General features: G+C 64.1%; 13 protein-coding genes. 7 read left to right on the plus strand and 6 right to left on the minus strand.

Going from position 1 to position 17,227, the window contains the following annotated elements:
• Positions 1-2: 2 nt before the first annotated feature.
• From rlxS to GKE62_RS05435, 3 genes are all read right to left on the minus strand, one after another.
• Positions 3-1,991: a relaxase/mobilization nuclease RlxS gene (rlxS, locus tag GKE62_RS05425; RefSeq protein WP_154691348.1), complete on the minus strand. Its 1,989-nt coding sequence runs from the start codon at positions 1,989-1,991 to the stop codon at positions 3-5.
• Between the two features lie 329 nt (positions 1,992-2,320).
• Positions 2,321-2,671, minus strand: coding sequence for a hypothetical protein (locus tag GKE62_RS05430; protein ID WP_154691349.1), 351 nt, complete (start codon positions 2,669-2,671; stop codon positions 2,321-2,323).
• A 306-nt stretch (positions 2,672-2,977) separates the two neighbouring features.
• Complete coding sequence (locus tag GKE62_RS05435) at positions 2,978-3,385, minus strand: single-stranded DNA-binding protein (protein ID WP_154691350.1); 408 nt, start codon at positions 3,383-3,385, stop codon at positions 2,978-2,980.
• Between the two features lie 1,267 nt (positions 3,386-4,652).
• Between GKE62_RS05435 and GKE62_RS05440 the strand changes: the two genes are divergently transcribed.
• Genes GKE62_RS05440 through GKE62_RS05450 form a run of 3 tightly spaced genes read left to right on the plus strand, consistent with a single transcriptional unit; the run spans position 4,653 to position 5,841 of the window.
• Positions 4,653-4,889 carry a hypothetical protein gene (locus GKE62_RS05440; protein WP_154691351.1) on the plus strand — a complete coding sequence of 79 codons (237 nt, stop codon included), beginning with the start codon at positions 4,653-4,655 and terminating at the stop codon, positions 4,887-4,889.
• The gene (locus tag GKE62_RS05445; protein ID WP_154691352.1) at positions 4,886-5,233 is read left to right on the plus strand and encodes a hypothetical protein; all 348 of its coding nucleotides are present in this window, start codon (positions 4,886-4,888) and stop codon (positions 5,231-5,233) included. The genes GKE62_RS05440 and GKE62_RS05445 overlap by 4 nt, the downstream gene beginning before the upstream one ends.
• A 5-nt stretch (positions 5,234-5,238) precedes the next feature.
• Positions 5,239-5,841, plus strand: coding sequence for an SOS response-associated peptidase (locus GKE62_RS05450; protein ID WP_154691353.1), 603 nt, complete (start codon positions 5,239-5,241; stop codon positions 5,839-5,841).
• 129 nt (positions 5,842-5,970) lie between these two features.
• Here GKE62_RS05450 and GKE62_RS05455 read toward each other — a convergent pair whose 3' ends face one another.
• Both GKE62_RS05455 and GKE62_RS05460 read right to left on the minus strand, forming a co-directional pair.
• A complete protein-coding gene (locus GKE62_RS05455) occupies positions 5,971-6,339 on the minus strand; it encodes a hypothetical protein (RefSeq protein WP_154691354.1) in 369 nt (122 codons plus the stop codon).
• Entirely contained in the window at positions 6,332-6,763 is a 432-nt protein-coding gene (locus tag GKE62_RS05460; RefSeq protein ID WP_154691355.1) for a hypothetical protein, read from the minus strand. The genes GKE62_RS05455 and GKE62_RS05460 overlap by 8 nt, the downstream gene beginning before the upstream one ends.
• Before the next feature lie 92 nt (positions 6,764-6,855).
• Here GKE62_RS05460 and GKE62_RS05465 point away from each other — a divergent pair, with 92 nt between their 5' ends.
• From GKE62_RS05465 to GKE62_RS05480, 4 genes are all read left to right on the plus strand, one after another.
• The gene (locus GKE62_RS05465; RefSeq protein WP_154691356.1) at positions 6,856-7,182 is read left to right on the plus strand and encodes a hypothetical protein; all 327 of its coding nucleotides are present in this window, start codon (positions 6,856-6,858) and stop codon (positions 7,180-7,182) included.
• A gap of 129 nt (positions 7,183-7,311) precedes the next feature.
• Positions 7,312-8,223, plus strand: coding sequence for a transglutaminase family protein (locus GKE62_RS05470; RefSeq protein WP_154691357.1), 912 nt, complete (start codon positions 7,312-7,314; stop codon positions 8,221-8,223).
• A complete protein-coding gene (locus tag GKE62_RS05475; RefSeq protein WP_154691358.1) occupies positions 8,223-9,098 on the plus strand; it encodes a transglutaminase family protein in 876 nt (291 codons plus the stop codon). Before GKE62_RS05470 ends, GKE62_RS05475 begins: the two co-directional genes overlap by 1 nt.
• A gap of 397 nt (positions 9,099-9,495) precedes the next feature.
• Positions 9,496-10,638, plus strand: coding sequence for a DUF3800 domain-containing protein (locus GKE62_RS05480; protein ID WP_154691359.1), 1,143 nt, complete (start codon positions 9,496-9,498; stop codon positions 10,636-10,638).
• 253 nt (positions 10,639-10,891) lie between these two features.
• On the opposite strand, the gene GKE62_RS05485 is transcribed toward GKE62_RS05480, so the two are convergent.
• Entirely contained in the window at positions 10,892-16,543 is a 5,652-nt protein-coding gene (locus GKE62_RS05485) for a hypothetical protein (protein ID WP_154691360.1), read from the minus strand.
• Positions 16,544-17,227 lie beyond the last annotated feature (684 nt).

The following is a 17,227-nucleotide window of genomic DNA, read 5'->3' on the forward strand; positions in this document are numbered from 1 at the left end:
GGTCAACCTGACGGCGGCTCGAACCCCGGCCCGCTACGGCGGCGCGCCATCGTCCAGCTGATTCCGCTGGCGCGCACGATCCCCGAAACCTGCTTGCCCAGATGCCGCTCGAGCTCGGGGCGCCACGGCACCAGCGCGAACTCGCGGGACCGCCCGACGACCGCATAGGCCCCGCTTGCCAGCTGCTCGCGGCGCAGCAGGGTGCCTTCGATGCGCGCGCCGGGCTTGATCTCGACGTGCGCGAGACCGAGCTGGCCGGCGAGCCGCGCCCCTGCCGCTGCGACCTCGCGGCGCTCGAGCCGCGCGTGCAGGTCCGCCGGCCACGCCCCTGGCCCTGCTTCATCCCGGCCGAGGCCCTGAGCGATCAGCCAGCGCCGCCGCTGCTCCTGGGCCCGCCGCGCCTCAGCGCCGAACCCCGCCTCACGCAGTGGTACCGGTGATGCGCTCGTGAGTTCGCGGTCGAGCCAGGTCGCTCCCTCGTGATCGACCAGCTGCTCGAGCGGCCATGGGGAGAGCACCGTCAGCACGACGGGCCGGCTGCGTCGTTGCGCCGCCTCGTAGGCCTCGACCCGGGACAGGTGATCGGCACCGATCCTCCAGCTCCCGTCCGGATTGCGGACGGCGGCGCCGCCCCGGCGCAAGGCCTCGAGCCGTCGCACATGGGCCTTGGCGAACTCCTCGGATGCCGATGGATCGTGGCGCAAGTGGGCCTCGGTCCGATAGATGCCATCGTTGGCCGCGGCGACTTGGGCGACGATGCGATCGACCTGGCGCACGCCGCCGGCGCGCGGCGCGACGCGAACGACCGAGCCTTCGGCCAGCGGCTCGAACCCGGCACCTGCGCCGAGCGCGACGTAGTGTGCTCGCCCGTCGGTCGCCTCGATCACCACATAGCGGCGATCGGCGTGCTCGTCGGCAAGTCCGCTCGTCACGACCTTGCCGACAAGCGGCGCCGTACGCGCTTGGGCCGCATCGTAGATCGCGCGGTCGCTCAGCGCCGGAGCATTGTCGCGCCCCGCGTAGGTGCGCTGCATCGTGCGGATGATGTCCCCGCGCTCGCCCATGCGCCGCAAGGTGTCGGCCAGGCCGTCCTCGAGCCGCCACACCCCACTCCCGACCTCACGCGCCAGCCCCATCCGTGCCAGCGTCGCCAACCTCCCGGCGCGCAGGCTCTGCTCGAACGGCTCGCGCGCCGCGGCGAGCACCAGCCCGCCCTCGCGGGCATCGGCGAGCAAGCGCCGGTCGATCCCGGTCAGACGCTCCTGTCCGATCTCCGCACGAAGCGAGCGTTCGATCGCGCGATCGTCGCGCGGCCCCAGGTCGAGCGCGATCAGCTCGGCCGCGCGCTCGCGCATGCCCTGGGTCAGGTAGTCGCGCGCAATCACCAGGTCGCGTCCGCTGGCATCGACCCCGCGCACGACGATGTGGGAATGTGGATTGCCGGTGTTGAAGTGATCGACCGCGACCCAGTCGAGCGGCGTTCTCAGATCCTGTCCGACGCGCTCCATCAGCCGGCGCACGAGCGGCTTGAGGTCGTCGTACTCGGCGCCGTCCTCGGGCGAGACGATGAACCGGAACTGGTGACGATCGCCGACACCGCGTTCGAGAAAGGGTCGCGCCTCGACCCGATCCGAGGCCGGTCCGTAGAGGCTGCCGCGCTCGCCCTCGCGCGTGGTTCCGTCCCGCTCGAGGTAGCGCAAATGGGCCCGCGCCCCGGCGGCGCCCTTGCAGGCCAGGCGGACGATGCGCGCCTTGACGATCACCCGCCGCGCGCGAAACGCTGCGAGCCGGCCGCGGTTCGCGAGGACCCGCCCGACACCCGAGCCACGGCTGACTTTCGCGCCAGGCGCGCGTCCGCCCGCGCCTACCCCGACCCCGCCTCGGGCGAGATTGGTCGCGGCCAGGACCAGCGAGGCGTAGCGCGCCGCTCGGCGACCCTTGGTCGCGCGCATCCGCCCAATACGGGGCGTGAAGTCTTCGTCGCCGGCCATCGCCGCCGATCCTGCGGGGATTTCGGCGTTGGGCCAAGCGGTGCCGCCAGGAATGGCGGATTTGCGCCGTTCGCGAGCCGGACGGCACTGCCCGCGCGCCGACAGTGCCGACTCGCGCCACAAAAAACGATGTGCAGACAAGGACTTGAGCGCACGCCAGTGCCGCTCCTTTATCTTGCCTTACCCTTCCCCCTCCTTCCGCCTCCTTCTCCGCCTTAAATTCACCCCTTCAGCAGCAGCCTGTTCGACGCCGCGATCGACCCACCGCATCGGCAAAAAGAGAGCGACACGTCGCCGTGCCGCCCTCGAAATGATCTCGGTCGCGTTGCTCAATGCGCCCGATCGTATTCGCCTTCGGCACCTTCCAGGTCACCGAACGAGCGCAGCCAAAGCAGCGTTTCGACCTCGCCGTCGCCGTCCGCCAGGCACACTCCAGCATGCCATTGTCCGCCAAGCTGGCTCAGGATCGCGATCCGCGACAGCTCCTCGCCCGACCCGAACACGTCGTCGCAATACTGTCCGAGATAACGCTCGCGAACCCGCGCCTGCCAATGAAAGTCGGCTGCTTCGGCCTCGAGAATGCGCGACGCGACGATTGAACCGAACTGCGCTTTGAGCGCGTCCAGTTGCGCGTTGCAGTTGAGAACCTGTGCGTTTGCGAACAGCGGCTGGAAGGACATGACCAATCTCCTCAAGTGCGTCTCCCAATCGAAGACGAAGCTCTCGGAGGCGGGCGGCGGGGCGGCTGTCAGGGACGCGGCCAGCTTGCTGGTCGCGCCGCGAAGCGGGGCGTGGGGGAACCGATTTGCGATAGCAAATTGGGGGGGACCGCGCATCCTTGATCAGCCGTCCCGCCGCCCGCCATACTCGGACTCCACCGAGACAGCCCCCTCCCACCCTCGCCCCCTCTGCTCTTCCTTCCTGCGCTGTCCGGACACAAAAAAGCCCCGGCGGCGAACCGCCGGGGCATCAGGGAGGAGAGGACTTTACTCGGCCATCTCGAGTTCGGGATCAATCGGTTCCTGCGGCTCGCTCTCGGCCTGCTTGGGCCGGTTGAGGAACTGGACGTCGTCGGCGATGATCTCGTAGCCGTAGCGCTCGATGCCGTCTTTGTCCGTCCACTTGGTGTTGTGGATCCGCCCTCGGACCGAGACCAGCATGCCCTTGGCGGCGTACTGGGCGACGGTTTTGCCCAGCCCGTTGAAGCAGGTGACCCGGTGCCATTCGGTGTCCTTGACGGTGAAGCCCTGGCTGTCCTTGAAGGTCTTGCCCTCGCCGTCGCGCTTGGGCCGGCTGGTGCCGAGACTGAAGCTGGCGATGTCGGTGCCGCCAGTGGTGGTGCGAAGCTCGGGGTCGGCGCCGAGGTTGCCGACGAGCAGAACGATGTTGGTCATGGGTTTTCTCCTGATCTGTCTTGCGGGACCATCCCGTTCGACAGCCCAAAGGAGGGCGCGGACACCAGCGGCGGAGCGCACCGCAGGGGCAAAGCCCCAAGGGGAACCCGCGGGCCAAGGCTGGCGCGGGCAGCCCGTAAGGGCAACACGGGCCGCGGGACCGCCGGGTTGCGCGCCGCCGCGACCGCGCCAGGACGGGGCTGTGAGACGAACGGGTGGACCCCGATTCAGCCAGGCCACAGATGATGCCATCACGAGTTCTGCTCGTTCGACCGGCTAGCCGATCTCAAGCACGCCGCCCAGGTGGGCAACAGTGACTATCTGTCTTACGGCATCGAACCCGCCATCGCGCCTACCGAGCGTGCGGGGCAAGCCTTCCAGACACAGGCAGCCAGCGCCATTCTCGACCGAATGCGGGAACGAATTACGAGGATCGAAACGGCCCAGCAGAAAGCTGCGTTCAGAGGCCGCCTGGGTCGCTGGCTTAGTCTAGGCGCAGGTTGAGGACCGGATCGGCTTGGCTCCGTCGTCAGCGGCCCTTCCGTCCTCGGCTTTCCTTAAAGTCCGCAGTGGCCTCCAGATCTCTCGCCAATTGGTCCAGCGCGCGTCGAGCGCCCAGGCGCTCTAGTGCGTCTCGATGATCCACCGATCGCGGCGGGCTGCTCCTCGCTCGCGCAAGCCTCGCGGCGGCCCTGAGGGTTTCCGAATCCATCTCGTTCATCCTCCGATTGTTTGGCTACCGATCTGTACCACTTGCATTCCCAATCGCTCACGATTCGTAGACAGGCTCCTTGATTTTCCATCAAGGGAACCTCGCGTAGACTTCGCACATTGACCTATTTGCCGCTGCAATCTGCAAATCATGTTCGCAATCGAATGCGCTGCCAGGAGCGGCTGGACCTGATCAGCGGCTCGCCAAGATCGAGGAGGCACACTGCGGATCCGGACAACCGTGCCGTCGATGCTGTGGCGGAGTGCCTGGTAAAAGTGCACGGCAACAGGAAGCACACGCGTAGAACGTTGGTAGGCTTTCAGTCGAGTGCATCTCCCGGGCCGGTTTGTAATGTGCAACGATGCCAAGGCCTGACACCCGGCGATCCTTCTATGCGCAACCTGCACCCGACACTGAACAGGAGCCCATCTGGGATCGCATGGTCCGTTGATCACGGCGCCCAAGGGTGATGGCCAGAACCACAGGTGTGAAACGTGTGGGAAGAGCGTCCTCGCCGATGTTGAAATTTTGTTCTTTGTATGTTCCAACAAAGCCATGACCCGAATCGACCCCGAGAGCCTAGCGACCCACCTTGAGGTCGCTCTCGCCTGCAGCCCGCCCGCCGCGATTGCTGCGCTCAATCATGCCGATCGCTATCATCGGACGAAGGCCACCCGCTCGCTTGCCCTGTATCTCGCCGAGCGCCTCGGCTGCTTCGAGGTGACCGCCGGACCGGACCTGGCCGGTGCCCACCCCACCCTGTTCGAAGAGCCTACGCGCTCGGGGCGATGAGGCAGCCGCGCTTCGGCTGGGTTCCGGGCAAGGAGGACTACCGGCCGCTGCGCACGCTGCTCGATTGCGCGCGCTTCAAGCTCAACCTGCGGATGACCTGCCGGGCCTGCGGCCATTCGAGAGTCGTTGACGCGCCTAGCCTATGGTGGCTGGCCGACCGCAAGGGCTGGGACGACGCGATTCCCGCAATCGCCAAGCGCTGCTATTGCGAACCGTGCTGGACAGAGCGACAGGTCAAAGTGCGGGGGCCGGCGATCGTGCAGACCAGCGACGCCGCCGATGACCTTGTGCAGGCGCCCGATGCGCGCGATTGGAAGCGGGTCGTCAACCGGCACCGGAGCTGACAAGGATGTGCAATCTATACCGCATGACCAAGGGCGCCGATGAGGTCGCCCGGCTATTCAGCGCCGCGGTCGGCCAAATCGGCAACGCCGGCGGCGAAGTCTACCCCGGCTACCCCGGTCTGGTCGTGGCGGGGGGTGAATTGCGGTCGATGACGTGGGGATTCCCGCTAGTCATGAAGGGCAAGAGCGGACAGCCGCTCAAGCCGAGGCCGGTGAACAACGCTCGCGCCGACAAGCTCGACAGCTTCATGTGGCGCTACAGCTTTCAGGAGCGGCGCTGCCTGATCCCGGTGACGGCATTCGCCGAAGCCGAGGGTCAAAAAGGCCGAATGACCCGCACCTGGTTTAGCCTCCCCGACGAGGAGGTGTTCGCCGCCGCTGGCATCTGGAAGGATTCGCCCGAGTGGGGCCCGGTCTATTCGATGGTCATGACCGAGGCGTGTATCCACGTCGCCGACGTTCACGATCGGATGCCAGTGATCGTGAGACGCGACGATTGGCAGGATTGGCTGGACGGTCCGCCCGACAATGCAGAATTGCTCTGCCGCCCATATCCCGACCTGGTGGTGGTCGAACGAACAAGCGAGTTATGGGCCAAGCGTACGTAAGCGGTTCGCCTGCACCCATCTCCCAGCGCGTCAAGGCGCCAGCAACACCGCTGCGGGTCTTGCGAATGCCACGCTGCCCTAGGGTCTGGGTTTGTGCATCGAGCGCGTGAAGCCGACCCAGGCGATAGCTCACGCTGTCCCCTCGGTCGTCCACATGCCCAGCGCTTGGAAAATCTTGCTCGCCGGATCGTCGCCGCCATCATGCATCGCGTTGGCGAGGCCGGCGACGTATTTGGCCCACTTCTCGCTTTCCAGGCGCAGGTCGCGCCGCGTCTTGAGCGCGCGGTTCGAGACCAGCAGCATCGCCAGGGCCATCGCCACAGCTTTGGTCAGTTCGGCGCGATCGAGGGTGGCGGCGGCGGGAACCGCCTCGCGGTCGCCGAAGGTGTGGAACGCGGACTGCACGATGATCTGGGCGCGCATGTAGAGCTGCTGCTCGGGCGGCGCATCGGCCGGGATGTCGAAGACAAATTCCGGAACTTCGATCCCTTTAGACATCGTCGCTCCTCCCTCCCCGGCCGAGCTCAGACCGAGCTCGCTCCAGTTGGTAGTGCGGGCCGGGGCGGACCGGATCGGCGTAGTAGCCTGGATGTTCGCGTTCGACCTTCTCGGCTTCCAGGATGCGCGAAAGGTAACAAAGCTCCATGCGAACGTGGAGGCGATCTCTGCCGCCCGCAGCCTGCGCCGCCGCCGCGGATGCCCGATAGCTCACGCCGAGGGCGTCGCGAACGTCTTGGGGAATAGCCTCCGCCTTGCCCCGGCAATCATAGCCCTCGCACTCCCATTCGGCGGCGAAGACCTTATCGAAGGGCAATCCGCTGCGCTCCAGTTCCAGCCGCGCCGCCACGATGCCCGCGCGCAGCTCGGCTTCGGTCGCGCCTTCTATCGCCAGGAATATCTCGCCGTCGTCAATGCTGGCCATCGTCTGCCTCCGAATCGAGCCTCGATCATAGAGCAGAACGAACAAGGAACAAATCCCTTGCGTCCGCTCGGGCCTCGCGCTCATGAAGGCGCATGGTCAGACGTTCCGAGTCACAGTTCAAAGCCGACGATCGGGCCTATCCGATCCGGGTCAAGTTCAAGGCTCATATCGGGGGAACGAGGATGCTCGGGTTACCCGAATATCCGGAAACCTGGTTGCGCCGGGAACTGCCCAAGCTGGCATGGTCCTGGGGACCGGCGCAATCGGTCGGAAGCGCGGCCACCGCCTACTACTTCCGCTCGATCGATGATGCCCAGCGGTTCGTGGCGGCGTTTCCCCAGCTCGAGCTGGCCGACGCGATCGACGGCCCGGTCTACACCTCGCCGGCCAAAAGTGGGGTTTTCGGTCCTCGTCCTTGAGGCATCGCAAGACCAAGAGTATAGTAGCCGGATCGGCCGGTTTCTTAACTTTCGCTCTTCCGAGACTCTTCCGGATCAAAACAGCGCTGTCAGGGTTCCCCGGGAAGCCCACGCACAAGTTTTGTTTCAATGCCTACTGTCTCGATCAACCATCTTACCCGCTATCGCTATCGCCAGGACGTTGCGTTCGGGGAGCACCGCATTCTATTGCGGCCACGCGAGAGCTACGACCAGCGGCTGCTCTCCGCCGAGCTCGAAATTACCCCCGAGCCCGAAAGCCTGCGCTGGGTCCAGGACGTATTCGGCAATGCCGTGGCCATCGCCAACTTTTCGACGCTCGCCGATCAGCTCGAGGTCCGCGGCTCGGCTGAGGTCGAGCATTTGCCAATCGGTCCCGAGCAGATCAAAGTCGAGGACTATGCCGAACGTTTTCCGTTCCATTATTCGGCCGAGGATCTCCCTGACCTCCAGCGCTCGATCGAACGACACTATTCAGACCGGCGGCGCGAGGTCGACGAGTGGGCGCGCAGGTTTCTTCCCAGCGGAACGCCGATCCGCTCACTCGATCTGCTGCGGGTCATAACCGAGACGATCCACGAGCAATTCGACTACCGCCGGCGTGAGGAGAAAGGCATTCAGACCCCCACCGAGACGCTGGCCACGCGCTGCGGCACCTGCCGCGATTTTGCGATGCTGATGATCGAGGGGGTGCGCGCGCTGGGGCTCGCCGCGCGGTTCGTCTCGGGCTATCTCTACGACCCCGACGGGCGCGAGCGGGTCGGCGGGCGTAGTACCCATGCCTGGGTGCGGGTCTTCCTTCCCGGGTCCGGCTGGATCGAGGTCGATCCGACCAACGGCACCATCGGCAATGAAGGACTGATTCGCGTCGCCGTGGCGCGTGATCCCATTCAAGCGCTGCCGCTTTCGGGCTTTTGGCGCGGCGCCGCCGACAGCCCGCTCAACATGACGGTCGACGTGCGGATCAAGCGCCTCGATCTTGCCACCCGCCACCCCCGCTTCACCGCGAAGGAGCCCGCCTGATGCTGATCCGCACCGGCTTCGACATTGCGTTCGAGACCGACGCCGAGGTGCCGATGATGGCGCTGCTCAATGTCCGCCCCGAACGGCGCCCGGGCTTGCGCTCGGCCGAGGTGTTCGAAACCGAGCCGAGAGTGCCGGTTCGTCGCTATCTCGATACGTTCGGCAACGTCTGCAGCCGTTTCGTCATCCCGCCCGGCGGCATCGCCATTCGCACCGATTTCGTGATCACAGATTCCGGCGAGCACGATCCAGTGGTCCCCGACGCGCCGCAGCACCCGATCGCCGAGCTGCCCGACGATGCGCTCGTCTACCTGCTCGGATCGCGCTATTGCGAGGTCGACCTGCTCGCCGACGAGGCGTGGAAGATCGCCGGGCATCTGAGCGTTGGTTGGCAACGGGTCCAGGCGCTGGTCGATGGCGCGCATGAGCGGATCGAGTTCGACTACGCGAAGGCCGATGCGGCGCGAACCGCCGTCTCGGCATTCGAAGACCGCTTCGGGGTGTGCCGTGATTTCGCCCACCTGGCGATCACACTGTGCCGCGCAGTGAACATTCCCGCACGCTATTGCACCGGCTATCTCGGCGACATCGGGATCGCGCCTATCGACGCGCCGATGGACTTTTCCGCGTGGTTCGAGGCTTACGTTGGTGGGCGCTGGTACGCGTTCGACGCACGCCACAACCGCCCGCGGATAGCGCGCATCGCCATGGCTTACGGCCGCGATGCTGCGGACGCGGCGATCACCACGGCTTTCGGTCAGGCCAGGCTGGTTCGCTTCGAAGTGCACACCGACGAAGTCGCCGAAGTCGATCTGGCGCTTCCACCCGAGGAAACGGCGCTGCCGCAGAAGCCGCTGGTACCGGACGTGGCCTAAGCCCAAAGACCTAGGCGCTAGTCCAGCTTAAGCGTGTGACGCATCACTCGACTGAAGGGCTCATTTTTTGGGTCGCTTCTCGCCTTGTGCTCGTTTGGCCATTTATAACATGCTCGAACCAAATTTCTGGTCGTTCCGCGGTCTCCAAATACCTGTTGAACATGCCGCCCCTTGACTTGATCGTAGTGTCGCCAACGGGGCTGACAGCTGACAGTCGGCTTTCAGGCGGCGCGCGGCGCCAAGCGGACATTTGATCCAAGCTGAGCGCCTAAGCGCCGATCACGGATAAGGATCGACTTTCGCAGGCGTGACTGACCAATCACCTCGAATATGCGGGGCCGGTCAAACGTCCACATGCTATTGCGAGCCATGGCATCCGACGAACGCTACGAACCACATGACGCCAACGACGGCGTCCTCGATCTCTTCTTGGACGAATCCGGGTTCACCGGTTCGCGTCTCCCTCGATGCGAACCAACCGGTCTTCGCCTACGCGTCCGTCGCCATCGAGGAACGACGCGCATGGGAGATACTCGATCGTGCGCGGAAAGATAATCCGGTCCAGATGCCTGAACTGAAAGCGCAGAAGCTGCTGTCGTCCGAGAGGGGCCGAAGCCTGATCGCTCAAGTTCTTGCCGAGATAGACGGCCTCTATTCCTTCGTCGTCCAAAACAAGCGTGTGGTGCTCTGCGGCAAGCTTTTCGAGTACGTTTTCGAGCCTGTCTTCCAGTTCTCGCCGGAGCTGCTGTATGAGAAGAACCTCCACCGGTTCGTCGCGATGTACTGTTTCATCAATTCGGTGGATGAGGTCGGCGAAGAGACCCTCGTGCAGTTCGAGAGCTACATGCGCTCCCTCGAGCCCGGCGACGCCCCCCTACTCTTCGATCCGGATGCATCGGTGCATCTACCGGAAGACCACCCTCTCAAGCTCGTGCTGCGCTTCGCGAACGGATATCGCGACATAATCGTCGCCGACAACGCTCGGCTGCGAACGACAACGCCCGACGAAGGGAAGTACGTGCTCGACGTATCAGCGGCGGGGCTATGGAGTCTCCTCAATCATTGGGGGCGACAGAAGCGTCCGTTGCGGGTGGTTTGTGACGACAGCAAGCCAATCGCGGCATTTCTTCCTTCCCTTATCGACGAGGGCAAGGAGTTCGCGATCCGGAGGGCCGTCGCCTTGGGCGGCTCTCCGGAGCAGTTCGGCTGGGATCTGGCCGAACCCGTCGCGTTGACCGATTCCCGCGGCAGCCCAGGTCTGCAGATCGCGGATCTGATTGCGAGTTCCGCGACAAGGGTCGCGAAAGACAGCGATGAAGATTCCGAGATAGCGAGGGCGCTGGATCGCCACATCCATCCTCACTCAATTGGAACTGATTTGGCACCGGTGCGGCTGGGCACCCGCGAGGCGGACGTGAACTGGCTCGTCCTCATGGAATTAGCTGGGCGTGCGGATCGCCAGAACGATCCATGCCTCGGTCTCGAAGCGGTATATGAATACGCGGAAAAGAGCTGGACGCCCGATCGATTGGGTGGATGAGGGGGCCGGTAGCAGCGTGGCCGCTTTAGGAACCGAAGTCGTAGTAAGCTGCCAAAACAGGTGGCGAGCTCGTATGACGGCGGCCGCGTCAGATACTGAACGTATTACGGGGCAAAGGAACTATTCCAACCTCTTGCTTCAATATTCGGTGGATTTTGACCGTTACTCAAGTGGCAAAATATATAAAAATTTCTGCTTGATTTACTTGGAGACCTTGCCAGCGGCGTCCAGGTCCGCCGGCGATCCCCCTTGTTCACGCGGCTATTGCAGTCATTAGATCCGGGGAGCGCAGCAGACCCGCAAGCTGTGGCTTGGCCGCAACCAGCGCTGTTATCGCCCGGTGAAGCGCCGCTGCGCGCGCCCCTGTCTCGATGGTCCTCGAGATGAACGTCAAGCGCTGATTTAGTACTTCGTCGCGACTTGCCTCATCCTCCCGCGTCATTGCAATCGTAAGCGCCTGTTCGAGAATGCCCGTTGCGCCCATTTGATCGAAAGGAAGAAATTCAGCCAGTTTGTCGGCTAGGTCGGTGAGCTTCCAACTCAGCGCAAGCTGCATCCCCGCTTGGTGATAGGCCTCACGCGTTTCGCCGACGGCAGTCTGGACATGGGTTAGGATCGCTTCGACAATTGGGACGACGTCGGTCTCGGGTCGCGCAAACCCAATGGCGATCTTGAATAGGACGTCGGCCAAAGCCAGTGACGGCTCTTCGGTCAGTCGCGAGAGAAGCACTTGAGTGTCATCGACCGAAAACTGCGGCTTGCGCCTGCCCTTCTGCGACAGCCCATCGATTGGTCCGGGGAGATAAAGCAGAAACTTCATGCCCCGCTCGTCGAGACGGTCGGCACGCGCGGCGATCGCATCGAGCCAGTCCCGCGGTCGATCGGCCTCGTCGATGGTGTCGAGCAATTGATCGAAACGAGACAACAGGTTGGCCTCTACGGCATCCGGTATATGCCAAGTGTCCGACCAGGTCGGATCCTCGCTGCGATCAAGTAGCGCGCTTATCGTGAACTGTGGACCAAATCCTCGCCGGACGTGCTCGAGCAATGTCGGCCGCTCGATCTGGTAGTGTCGGAACACGCGGCATATCAGGCCAGCATGGGCAAGCACCGCGAGACGGCGTCTAGGCAGCGGCCAACCCCTAATCGGCGTTTGCCAGCGCGTGACGACCGTCGTCAGGATTGCTGCGGTGCAGAAATCCTCCGCAAGGGCGGAAGCGTTGCCGTCAGCGGACCAAAGGGCAGCGAACAGTTCGTCGCCGACCGCGCGGCAATCGGGATCATGAATGTGCGCACATATCAGTTCAAAGGCGGCGAGTTGGCTGAACAGATCGCCTTGCTCGATCAGTGCTTTCGCCAAGGCAGCCGCCGTGGCGGCGTCCGGCAGAGGGACAAACGACCCAAGCTCGAATCCTGGGACAACAGCAAGGACAGCGCTGGCGATTGCGCTGACCGTGGGGTCCATTCCTTGGCGGCGAGCGGCCGCGAGCGAGGAGACCATCATATCAACAGTCCCGTCCTCTGCGGCCAGGCCAACAAGGCTTTCGTAGTGGAGTGAGGGAAGGTCTGCCAGTTCCTGGAACTCGAAATCCTCTTTGCCCATTGCCGCAATCATCTGGTCGACGAAGCCTTGCGCACTGCTGCGCGCGTCCTCGGCCAACTGCTGAAAGTGAGTCGAATTAAGCGGTCCCGCGACAGCGATTGCACGCCAACGCGCTTCCCTTTCGGGTGCCAGCGTGCGGGTAGAAAGAAGGTCGCGCAGCGCCTCCGTCCGAACAGCTGCTTGGGGTGAGTGAAGTCCCGAGTGCGCGAAGCGCAGACGGCGCTCCTCTCGCATGATGCAGACCGTCCCGTCGTCGGCCACCTCGAACCGATCAGCGATGAGTTCGCCTCCCGAATCGCGCAGTTCGGCAGACGACCCGCTGAGCGCTGCAGTTAGAAAAGCAGTCAGTTGTTCCTGTTCGATCCGCGCGCCATCGACGTTAACTGTCGCACGCCGGCCAATGGCTTCGCGAACTACGACATCCTGAAGGAGCTTGTCGCGAACGAACTGTGGGAGGTGCGCGATCATCCAGCGTGCAATTTCTTCTTCAGAAAGCAGTTCGACACCATCGGGCCCTTCGAGCCCGTTGCCGCGTTCGACGATGATCGCCTTCAGGCGGCCGATGACGTCGTCTACGAGGTTAGCATCCCTGCCGTGCAAGCGTTCGAGCGGAGAACCCGCGTACCAATCGTGATGAGCGCGGAGTTGGTCTTCGCTGAGCTCGAGCGGCGTCGCGAGGAGAGCGTGCAAACCGATTGTCAGTGTGTCGGCCCAAAGCGTCTCGTCCGGTGTGCCAGCCTCGTTGGCCAGCGAACGAACATCCGGCAGCGTGGCAAACAAATATTCCGCGGCCTTTTGGGCGGCGTCACCAGGCAGGGAGCCAAAGCACCGCTTGATCCCGACCGCCACCGCATAGGTCGTCTGCTCCAGCCAATGCCTTTCCAAAGGCAGGAGTATCGATCGGCGCAGCATCGGCAGCAGGACCGAAGCCTTGATCTCGCGCATCGCGCGGCCGGGCCCGTGGGACCAGTCGCTCTGCATCGCCGCCGCGACGACTTCACCGCTCTCGATGGGCACCAGCCCGATCCCGCAACTTCGCAAGCGCCGGAGGGCCGCACCATGACGCAGCTCATCGATGGCACCGATGTCCCGAAGGTGGTCGAGAACGTCGAGCGACAGCGCGACAGGCCCCGTTTCGCCCTGTGAATCGGTGAACTTGCCATACCGGTTGACGAAGCGATCGTCGGCAACGAGGCAGTCGATGTCTGCGCTGTCCTGCAGTATGGCCGTCAGCGGCTCGATGTTCGAAGTCGGCAAATCATCGTCGCCGTCATCCGCGTTCGGACCGCCTCCTCGCAACGCCCGCCCGATGATGGCGCGACCCGAGCGCAGCGCAACACTCAGAGTTCCTCTCAAGCCGTCAATCTCGCCCTTCAGCTTTTCAATCGCAGCATGCTCCTCGATTTCGCCCTCGGCTCGCGTAACGACTTCGCTTCCAACGATCAGCCGAGTGCCGACACGGCGCAGCGGCGCGATCAGTTCGCCGTCGATGAGATACAACAGGCTGACGCTGTCGAGCACCAACGGGCGAGACAAGTCGATCGGACGCTCTTCAGCCCATTCTTCCCGGACCGACGGGAACCTCCGCGCACGGGTGGCGTGCGCCTGATCGATCTCGCCTCGAGCAAGCAGCGCAGAGACCACACCGCCCACGCTCGCCAGTCGCGACGCGAACGGCTCGGGATCTTGGAGTTGCTCTCCCAAGGAGCCCGGAACCCGCAGCGGCGGGATGTGGACCGCCATCCCCTGCTCGCCCTCGGCCGCCGCAAACTGGTCCTCGATCGCTTCGAAGGATTGGTTGTGCGGGGCGACCTCGAGCTGGCGCGTGCGTACGAGCCGCATCGTCTCCTCCGCGCGCAGCGCCCGCGATGGTTGCCCGCGGTTGCCATGCAGCAAGTCGTCGAGCAATGCGGGCAGAGTTCCGGCGGGCAACACGACTTGGTCGAATGTCTCGAATATGATCGGCAACACGCCGACCAGATGCAGCACGAGCAGAGCGGTGGGCTCGATGCCAATCCGCCGGACATCCGCAAGCGGCGTCTTCAGCCGATTGCCGGAGAATAGAGGCAGATAGAGACGGGTCCGAGCATCGGTCTTCGTCTCGTTCGCGGCTGCATGCTCAAGCAGGAGCGACGTCAATGTCGTCCCGAGCGGTCTTGCCGCAACGCTTACGGTAACCTCACTTGTGAGCAGCATGCGGTCGAGCCTGGCGCTTCGCTCGCGCTCCTCGTCGCGCCACGCGATCAGGTCACGAATTGGCCGCGTCTGGATTGGACCATCATCGTTCGAAAGAGCGACGGCCTGGTTTAGCCAGGCGATCGCCTGATCCTCCAGGTCTTCGCCGCGTCGAAGCGCGAGGTGAAACGCGCTGATATAGACTTGCGGATCGTCGCCGCCTTTTGCTGCGGCGGCAGCCAGTAACGCCTTGCCGTCGGGATTCCCGGCGGAGGTCGCCAAGGCCGCGCTCTGCAAGAGTTGTCGCGCCGAGCGATGTTCGGCGCGGAGAAGGTCCTGTGTGCACAGCTCGGCGAGGCTGTTCCACTCGCCGGTCTCGATCGCGATGTTGATCTGAAGCTGGCGAAGGGCATCGTTGTCAGCGTCCTGAGCGCGCAGCGCCGATGTCAGAACCGCGGCCTCGGCTAGCCGGCCTTCGCGATACCGCACCCAAGCAAGCTGCGCTTGCAAGACGGGATCATGCTCGATGGTGTCGCCCAGCTCATCGAAAAAATCGCGCAATTCGCGATCACGGCCGAACCACGCAAAGGCGTTGGCCGCCATAACCGCATCGTCGACGCGCCTACGTCGTTGCCACAGCCAATAAGCGAAGTCGGGAAGTCTGGCGTCCTTGGCCTCCGCCATCGCCTGGACTGCAAACTGCAAATCCTGATCGTCACCGCTGCTCTCGAAGCGCTCGATGTGGAGGTCGGGGGTGTCCTCGCCCGCGACGTGGGCGACGAGATCGGCGAGTCGCTGACGCTCCTCCGCCGAGATCTCGTCCCCGGCCGCCGTCAACTTTTCGCGCGCTTCACCGAACCGTTCGGCACGGGCCAGTGATTCCACCTGAATCCCCGCGGCTTGCGTCCCCACGACTTCATTCAACCGGCTGCGATGCTTATCGACGAAGTCCGAAATGATCTGCGCGTCGTGACTGTGAACCGCCAGGTCGAAGGCCGCGCGGAGCTGCAAATCATCCCACCCGGTCACTACGGCCGCTTGATCGAGCTGGCGGGCAAGCGCCTGCCTGTCGAAGTCGATGTCGAACAGCGTAGAGAGCGGCGTGAACTTCACCACCGTCGCCGGGTCGCCAAGTCGCGCTGCGACGGTCGCCCTCGCCTCGGCCGAGGTTGCAGGATCGTTGGAGACCAACGCGAGGTACTGGCTGGTAAAGTCGACTAGCTCGATAAACGGCTCAGGCGCCTTGCCCTCCAGGTCGTCCAGCAGCTCCCTGGCGTCGGCCAGAGCGAGCGATTTGAGCCGGTCGCCCTGGGGATCGTCGCGAAGCGTCGCCGGCGGCGGGAATGTCCAATGCGTCGTGACGACTTCCAAGCGCCGCTCAAGTGGAACGCACAGCGCCAGCCGGAAGCGCAGGCGGACAATACGCAGCGTACGGTTTTCGGCCATCTGCAGATCGGTGGCCGCCGAAAGCAGCCCCTCGCCAGATGCAACGTCGCGCTCTTCCGCGAGCCAAATGGCGAGGGTAACAAGCATGAAACCGTTGAGGTCGCCAGCGCTGAGATATTTCTTGAAATACTCAATCGCCGCGGCGCGGCCGTCCCGTCGCTGTAATGCGTCGAGCCGCAGCGAGTTCGAAGTGCGATCATCTTGCCCGCCGAGGAGGTGCAGGGCCGCGGCGGGATCGTTACGCGCGAGCGCAATTCTGGCGCGGTCGGACGACAGCTCGATATCGTCGTAACTGGAAGCGTGTGCGAGCCACCGTTCCGCGGTCTCGGCATCGCCATCGCGTGCGCACGTTGCCGCAACGAAGCGAAATACTCTGCTGCGGACGGACGGGCTTGCGCCGGCGAGGTTGCCGGTGAGAACCCTCTCGGCCAACTGCTCCGCGCGGGCGCGCCCATCCGGATCAACGATGGCGCGCGTCGATTCGCGTCGATCCAGCTCCAGCTCCAAGAACCGATCAATGACGTCGACCGGCGGATCGCGCGTCGCGAGCAATCGGTCCAGCTTCTCATCGGCCGTGCGGATGTCGGCGCGGATGGTTTCGGTTCGGACATCGTCGACGGCCAGGATGAGCTTGGTATCGAAGCTCGACCGTGCGCGAAGCGACAACGCGAGGAACGCCACCGCATACTCGAGGAGCGGCGCGCCGAACCAATCGCCATCGTCCGCGGTCGCACCGTACAGCGCCTTGGCGTCCGCCTCGAATGCCGAAATGTCGTTGCCCGCGATGAATTCGAGCGTCGCCTGCTTGAGCAGCGACTGGACATCGTCGCGCGTCAGCCAAGCCTGCGCGTCCGCGCGATCAAAGATGACAGGCCGATCGGACAGTTGCGACTTGGCCCAGGCCCACGCCGTTCCGATTGCCGTATCGCTCGACTGGCGCAGAACTGCGATTGCCTCATCGAGTTCGGCGGTCACGTCGGCGGGGTTGGCTGCGGCGAGTTCCGCACCGCGTCGATCCCATTGACGTCGCGCAACGGCGAGGAACGGCCGGGCTACGAGCCCTGCTACCTTGCCGAGTAGAGGTTCCGGGAGAGACATTTCTTACCGTTCCCCTGCTTCGGGAGTGCGCATCGACTCAAGGCGCATATGTCCTTGGCCTTGCCCTTCGTTCAAGTACGGCTGCACACGCGGCGGGCGGTCGAAGTGCCGCGCCGTTTATTCGCCGACCGGACGTCGCGTCGTCGCGTTCAAAGCAGGCGAACGGGAGGGCAACGTGGTTGTCGTCACTTCCAAGATCTCCCCGCAAATGGAGAGCCGGAGTCGTACAAGCTTAGTTCGTCGCTGAGCGTGCTGCCGGACCGATAC

It is taken from the genome of Novosphingobium sp. Gsoil 351 (assembly GCF_009707465.1).
GTDB lineage: Bacteria > Pseudomonadota > Alphaproteobacteria > Sphingomonadales > Sphingomonadaceae > Novosphingobium.